Here is a 4,681-nt window from a genome sequence, read left to right as displayed (position 1 = left end):
GCCGATGCCGGTGCGGCGCAGCTCATGGGCCGCAAGCAGCCGATGATCAACGCGCTGGCCCGCCTGGGCGGCCTGGTGCCGGGTGAGCTGCCCAAGACCATGCAGGCCATGGGCATCACGGGCAACCTGGGCAAGCTGTTCAGCACCCACCCGCCGATGGAAGAGCGTATCGCCGCGCTGCAGCAGCTCTGATGCGCCGGCTTCGGCCGGTCTGCATGAAAAGAAACCCGCCTTCCGGCGGGTTTCGTTTTAACAGGCTTGTGGTTCGATGGTCGCGTGCATCCGGTCGGCGAGTTCCGGCCTGCCGAGTTCGCCCAGCCGAGTCGCTGCGTCCGGGCGGGTGCGCGCGGATGATCCGGTGCAGCGCTTCGGGCCGGCCCGGACTCAGTAGCCGTAGGGGTTGTGCGGGTGGCGCGGTTGCTGACGCCCGTAGCCACGGTCGTACTGGCGGGGCGTCACGTCCACCTGGACGAAGCGGCCGGGGGCCTGGGCCGTCTGCATCGTGTACTGGCGACCCGCGTATTCGTACACCACGTTGTAGCCGGCCGGGCGTTGCTCGCTCACATACTCGGTCTGGCAGCGTTGCACGGTTTCGTAGCGGTCGGGCTGGCGGCCCTCGATGCGGTCGCCGATGACCGCGCCGCCGATCAGGCCGACCACGGTGGCGATGGCGCGGCCGCTGCCGCCGCCGATGGCATTGCCCATGGCGCCACCGGCGATGCCGCCCATGACGGCGCCGGCGCCACTGGTGCGGCCGGAGACGAGGACCTGTTCGGCACGGCAGACCTCGCGCGGTACCGACACGGTTTCATAGAGGGGGGTGCTGCTCACGACACGGGCCCTCTCGGTGCCCGCCTGGGCCAGGCCACTGGCGGACAGGGCGATCGCGCCTACCACGAACGGTGCGGACAGGGGCAGCAGGGCGATGGGCTGGCGAAGAAGTTTCATGATGAAAAGCTCCTTGGGTTGAGGGAGCCTTCATCGTGCGCGCCGCATGTCAAGCGCCATCGGCGCGCGCGTAAAGCTGGCGCGGCAGTTGTAACGCGGCGTTTACACGGTGGCGAGCAGGCTTTGCGCCACCGCCTCGGCCACCCGGATGCCGTCCACGCCCGCCGAGAGGATGCCGCCGGCGTAGCCTGCGCCTTCGCCGGCCGGGTACAGGCCGCGCGTGTTCAGGCTCTGGAAATCCTCGCCGCGCGTCAGGCGCAGTGGAGAGCTGGTGCGGGTCTCGACGCCGGTCATGACGGCGTCCGGCATGTCGTAGCCGCGAATCTTGCGGCCAAAGGCCGGCAGGGCCTCGCGCATCGCTTCCACAGCATAGGCGGGCAGCACTTCGGCCAGGTCGCCCAGGTGCACGCCCGGGCGGTACGAGGGGAAGACTTCGCCCAGTGCCTGAGAGGGGCGGCCGGCGAGAAAGTCGCCCACGAGCTGGGCCGGCGCGTCGTAGGTGCCGCCGCCGTACTCAAAGGCGCGTGCTTCGAGCGCGCGCTGCAGCACGATGCCCGCGAGGGGGTGAACACGGCCTTCGGACTGCAGGGCCTCGGCTGCGTCCGCCTGGCGCGCGCCGTCGGCCTCGCCGAAGGCGGCGATCCACAGCGGTCGGTCCTGCGGGAAGCGCGTGGGGAAGTCGGCCGGGTCGATGCCGACCACCATGCCGGCGTTGGCGTTGCGCTCGGCGCGCGAGTACTGGCTCATGCCGTTGGTGACCACGCGCCCGGGTTCGCTGGTGGCCGCGACCACGGTGCCGCCCGGGCACATGCAGAAGCTGTAGACCGTGCGACCGTTGCTGGCGTGGTGCACCAGCTTGTAGTCGGCGGCGCCCAGCAGCGGATGGCCGGCGTGGCGGCCCCAGCGGGCGCGGTCGATCACGCTTTGCGGGTGCTCGATGCGCACGCCGATCGAAAAGGGCTTGGGTTCGAGGAACACGCCCGTGTCGTGCAGCATCGTGAAGGTGTCGCGCGCGCTGTGGCCGAGCGCGAAGATGGCCCGGCGCATCGGCATCTCCAGTCGTTCGCCCGTGTCCTGTCGCTCCACGGTCAGCGCGGCCAGGTGCTGGCGGCCGTCGGCGCCGGTGGCCAGACGCACACCGCGCACCTGGTGCTGGAAGCGGATCTCGCCGCCGAGCGCGATGATCTGGCGGCGCAGGGCCTCGACCACCTTGACCAGCTTGAAGGTGCCGATGTGCGGGTGCGCGGTGTACAGGATCTCGGGCGGTGCGCCGGCCTCGACGAAGGCCTGCATCACGCGGCGGCCGAGGAATCGCGGGTCCTTGATCTGGCTGTACAGCTTGCCGTCGGAGAACAGGCCGGCGCCGCCCTCACCGTACTGCACGTTGCTCTGCGGATTGAGCCGGCGCCGGCGCCACAGGCCCCAGGTGTCCTGGGTGCGCTCGCGCACCGGCTTGCCGCGCTCGAGCACGATGGGACGAAAACCCATCTCCGCCAGCGTCAGCGCCGCCAGCAAGCCGCACGGGCCCAGACCGACGACCACCGGGCGGTCTTCCTCGCTGGCGGGCCAGCCGGCCGGCGCATGGCCGGGCGCGCGCCAGGCCATGTCGGGCGTGGGCTGGATGTGGGGGTGGGTGCCGATGCGCGCCAGTAACTGCGTTTCATGTTCGGGGCTGGCCAGTGCCACGTCAACGATGTAGACCGCCATCAGGTCGGCCTTGCGCGCGTCGAAGCTGCGCTTGAAGACCTCCAGTTGCGCGATGTCGCCGGTCGGCACGCCCAGGGCCTGGGCGGCCAGCCGGGTCAGGGCCTCGACGGGGTGGGGCGGCGGCGCGCGGTCCTCATCGGTTTCCTGCGGGGCGTCGGCGGCGCGGCGGTGCTCGTGGGGCACGTCGGCCAGGGGCAGCTTGAGTTCGGCGATGCGGATCATGGGTCGTGGGGCTTGTGTTGATCAAGCAGGGCGGGACCCCCTATTGTCCCCGTTTGTGGCGGACGGGATGCGGGTCGGGTCCGGATAAAATCGCCAGGCTGCCGGGGTCGGTCGAGACCCCGCTGGCGTTGGACGACGCCAGCGGCGTCCTGGTCCGCTACCTACCCCAACCATGACCGCATCCCTTCCGAGCAAGCCACCGTCGCTGTGGCGCGTGTACCTGATGTTCCTCGGGCCCATGATCCTGTCGAACATCCTCCAGGGCCTGTCGGGAACGCTCAACGGCGTCTTCATCGGCCAGATGCTGGGCACGCATGCCCTGGCCTCGGTGGCCGGCATGTTCCCGATCATTTTCTTTTTCATCTCGCTGGTCATCGGCCTGGGTGCGGGCGCATCGGTGCTGGTGGGCCAGGCCTGGGGCGCACGGGAACCAGGCAAGGTGCGGACCATCACGGGGACCGCGCTGGCCCTGGGGGCGCTGATCGGCCTGGTGGCGGCGGTGCTGGGTGCGATGTTCGCGCGCGAGGCCATGGTGGCATTGGGTACGCCCGCCGACGTGCTGGAAGATGCCCTGCGCTATGCGCGCGTGATGATGCTGATGATGCCGGTGCTGCTGGTCTTCATCCTGTTCACCCAGTTGCTGCGCGGCGTCAGCGACACCATCTCGCCGCTGCTGGCGCTGCTGATATCGACCACCACGGGACTGATACTGACACCGGCCTTCATCCAGGGCTGGCTGGGGCTGCCGCGCCTGGGCATTCTGAGCGCCGCCGTGGCCAGTCTGCTGTCCACAGCGGCGGCGATGGCGTTTCTGGCCGTCCGGCTGCGGCGCATGGGCCATGTGATGGCGCCCGATCGAAAGTTGCTGGCTGCGTTCCGGATCGACCGCGCCATTCTGGCCAGTGTGTTCAGAATCGGGCTGCCCACGGGCGTGCAGATGGTGGTGATGTCCTTGTCGCAACTGGTCATTCTGGCCCTGGTCAACCAGCACGGCTCGCAGGCCACGGCAGCCTATGGCGCCGTCACCCAGGTGGTCAACTACGTACAGTTTCCGGCGCTGTCGATCGCCATCACCGCGTCCATCCTGGCCGCACAGGCCATCGGCGAGGGTGCCACCGAGCGCCTGGGCGCCATTCTCAGCACCGGGCTGTGGCTGAATGTGGCCATCACCGGCAGCTTCGTGCTGCTGGGCTATGCCCTGTCGCAGACCCTGCTGGGCCTGTTCCTGACCGATCCGGCCGTGCGCGCGCAGGGCGGGCACCTGTTGCACATCATGCTCTGGAGCCTGCTGGTGTTCGGCTTCCAGGCGATGGTCAGTGGCATCATGCGCGCCAGCGGCGACGTGCTGGTGCCCACGGGCATTACCATCTTCTGCATCCTGGTGGTGCAGATGGGAGTGGCGTGGGCGCTCAACCGCCGCATCGGGCTCGAAGGCATCTGGATCGGGTTCCCCGTGGCCTACCTGGCGATGCTGGCACTGCAGACGGTGTATTACCGTGGTGTGTGGCGGCACCGCACGATCGAGCGCCTGGTCTGAGACGAAGGTGGGATAATCCCTGTCGTGAAGCTCGCCAGACCGTCGCTGGCACAGGACCCGAAAGGGTGTGCTGGAGGAACGTCCGGACTGCACAGGGCAGCGTAGGAGGTAACACCTCTCCACCGACCAGCCGCAAGGCCCTAAGGTGAGGATCAGAGCAACAGAGACGAGCCGATTCAGTTCGGGTGAAACGGGCAATCTCTACGCGCAGCAATGCCAAATAGGCCAGCGTTGATGTGGCTCCGCGGAGCTGGCGGGTAGGCAGCA

The 4,681-nt window shown here is 68.9% G+C and carries 4 protein-coding genes and 1 other RNA gene; 3 read left to right on the top strand and 2 right to left on the bottom strand.

Translation table 11 applies throughout. The annotated features are described in order from the left end of the window. Positions 1 to 192, top strand: a 192-nt coding sequence (locus PHQ87_RS14560) for a M48 family metalloprotease (RefSeq protein WP_300235874.1), incomplete at its 5' end; no start/stop codon positions are given. 192 nt (positions 193 to 384) lie between these two features. Here PHQ87_RS14560 and PHQ87_RS14555 read toward each other — a convergent pair. Both PHQ87_RS14555 and PHQ87_RS14550 read right to left on the bottom strand, forming a co-directional pair. After that, entirely contained in the window at positions 385 to 948 is a 564-nt protein-coding gene (locus tag PHQ87_RS14555) for a glycine zipper 2TM domain-containing protein (RefSeq protein ID WP_300235871.1), read from the bottom strand. 102 nt (positions 949 to 1,050) lie between these two features. Beyond that, on the bottom strand, positions 1,051 to 2,877 hold the full coding sequence (locus PHQ87_RS14550; RefSeq protein WP_300235868.1) for an FAD-dependent protein: 1,827 nt from the start codon (positions 2,875 to 2,877) through the stop codon (positions 1,051 to 1,053). 172 nt (positions 2,878 to 3,049) lie between these two features. Between PHQ87_RS14550 and PHQ87_RS14545 the strand changes: the two genes are divergently transcribed. Both PHQ87_RS14545 and rnpB read left to right on the top strand, forming a co-directional pair. Further along, positions 3,050 to 4,414: an MATE family efflux transporter gene (locus PHQ87_RS14545; protein ID WP_300235865.1), complete on the top strand. Its 1,365-nt coding sequence runs from the start codon at positions 3,050 to 3,052 to the stop codon at positions 4,412 to 4,414. Between the two features lie 26 nt (positions 4,415 to 4,440). Continuing rightward, an RNA gene (gene rnpB / locus PHQ87_RS14540) (RNase P RNA component class A) lies at positions 4,441 to 4,681 on the top strand; the annotation flags it as partial.

The organism is Hydrogenophaga sp. (genome assembly GCF_028698005.1).
GTDB lineage: Bacteria > Pseudomonadota > Gammaproteobacteria > Burkholderiales > Burkholderiaceae_C > Hydrogenophaga.
The sequence above is the reverse complement of the archived record's forward strand: the minus strand, read 5'-3'. Positions and strand labels throughout refer to the sequence as shown.

Excerpts from the sequence above, each read along its gene's own strand:
- PHQ87_RS14555 (WP_300235871.1), bottom strand. The coding sequence starts at position 948 with ATGAAACTTCTTCGCCAGCCCATCGCCCTGCTGCCCCTGTCCGCACCG.
- PHQ87_RS14550 (WP_300235868.1), bottom strand. The coding sequence starts at position 2,877 with ATGATCCGCATCGCCGAACTCAAGCTGCCCCTGGCCGACGTGCCCCAC.
- PHQ87_RS14545 (WP_300235865.1), top strand. The coding sequence starts at position 3,050 with ATGACCGCATCCCTTCCGAGCAAGCCACCGTCGCTGTGGCGCGTGTAC.